The sequence below is a fragment of the Paenibacillus sp. E194 genome (genome assembly GCF_000935845.1).
In the GTDB taxonomy this organism is placed as follows: Bacteria; Bacillota; Bacilli; order Paenibacillales; family Paenibacillaceae; genus Paenibacillus_B; species Paenibacillus_B alvei_B.
In genome coordinates this window covers 1-1699 of record NZ_JMDX01000470.1, presented here as the reverse complement: position 1 = coordinate 1699, position 1699 = coordinate 1, and the positions used below count along the sequence as shown (strand labels likewise).

2 protein-coding genes are annotated in these 1699 nt (G+C 41.0%); both read left to right on the top strand.

The annotated features are described in order from the left end of the window. Positions 1-401 precede the first annotated feature (401 nt). A complete protein-coding gene (locus AZ66_RS28965) occupies positions 402-878 on the top strand; it encodes a DUF6790 family protein (RefSeq protein WP_021260404.1) in 477 nt (158 codons plus the stop codon). A gap of 13 nt (positions 879-891) precedes the next feature. After that, positions 892-1699: condensation domain-containing protein (locus tag AZ66_RS28960; RefSeq protein WP_044358090.1), on the top strand; the 808-nt coding region annotated here is incomplete at its 3' end.

Sequence of the window (1699 nt, the reverse complement as noted above, 5' to 3'; positions counted from 1 at the left end):
AATAACATTAATACAATATAATAACAACAAAATATAAGCGCTCTTTCTCTATCCAAACATGGCTGTGATTTGTCGTGCTTTCGATAGGCAAGAAGGGGTGCTTTTTTATTGTTCTTCGCAGGGAAATACACGGGGAAATCGCTATGTATCAAGGATTTGGGAGATAAGGTCAGCATTAAAAGACTAAGTAGAGGAACAAAGCTGGTTCGTCAAAATAATCAGAATTGGAGAGAAGTCAATAGACAGAAAAGAAACAAAATTTCAGGAATATTGGATTAAATCCATTTGGGACAATTGATGACAGATATTGTTTAGTATAAAAATAATATTATTGACAGAATTAACCTTTCAACTTTATTATCTTTGGTAACAAATCTATCATTTGAGAGGAGCTTGTAAATATGTGGTTTCTGTTGTTATGGGGATTGGGAATTGTTTCAGCGGTAGTGCAGCTTTGGATCAACGGTTTTTCAGCTGACACGAGCGAAATTGCAAATGTGCTTTTGCTGCATCAATTTGTTGTGACATTTGGCTTGGTGGGCGTCATTGGATTTATTTACAACATTGCGATTGCTGACAGAACCGCATCTCAACTGGGATGGCCAGGCGGACCGTTTCAAGTCAAGTATGGGTTTTCCCAAGTTGGTCTTGGGGTGATGGGGATTATGGCAATTTGGTTTCATGGCAACTTCTGGGTAGGTGTACTTGTCACGATGTACATATACGGGTTAAGCGGTTTGTGGTCTCATACATATGTCATGATTAAGAACAAGAAAGTTGATGCAGACAGTATTGGAAATCTGATCATGGATGTCGTGTACCAAACGTTCATTACGGTTCTGTCGATCATGGCAGGCGGAATCTGGGTCTTCAACTAAGGAGGTCTAGCTTATGGTAACGCGCAGACTAGAATTAACAGAAGTCCAGAAGGGAATATTCTTCGATTGCCAAATTGACGACCCGCTCTCTTATAACATCACAGCTTCCATCATGCTTGAAGGAGTAAACGAGGCTCGGTTAGAGCAAGCTCTGAATCTAGTCATTGAGGAGCAGGAAGCCTTGCGATGCAGTCTTGATGTCAGTGATGAGATGCCTCTCCTCGTTGTCCACAAACGAATCAATATTCAACTAACAAAGTTAGATTTCTCTGCAGAACCTGAACTTCAGGAAGAACGGGTAAAGCATCAGGTTGAGCAAGAGTTAAGCCGAGTATTTGACCTCACAGCAGCTCCGCTTTTTCACACAAGCTTGATTAAGCTATCTGACAAAAAGCATATTTTTCTCATCAGCATTCACCATATCATCTCCGACGGATTATCACTCGAAGTCTTGAAGCAAAAGCTCATGGAATACGATCATAAGCTCGCACGAAAAGAGCCAATTGAAATACAGCCGAATACGGGATTTACCGACTTTATGAGCCAAGAAAATACAAAACTTGCTCAGGGAGGGTACGACAAAGAAAGAGAATATTGGGCAAAAAAAATGGTAGGTGCAGAACCTCTTGCCTTACCGAATGATTTTATACGACATCAAGTTCATGGGGTCGGCAAGGAAAAGCGATTCGAGATCTCATCTAATCTATTGCAACAGATTCATAAACAGGCGAGGGAACAGGAAGTTACGACCTTTATGTTTGTCTTGGCCGCATTCGGTGTACTGTTGAATCGTTATACGCAGCAAGAGGATGTTGTGTTCT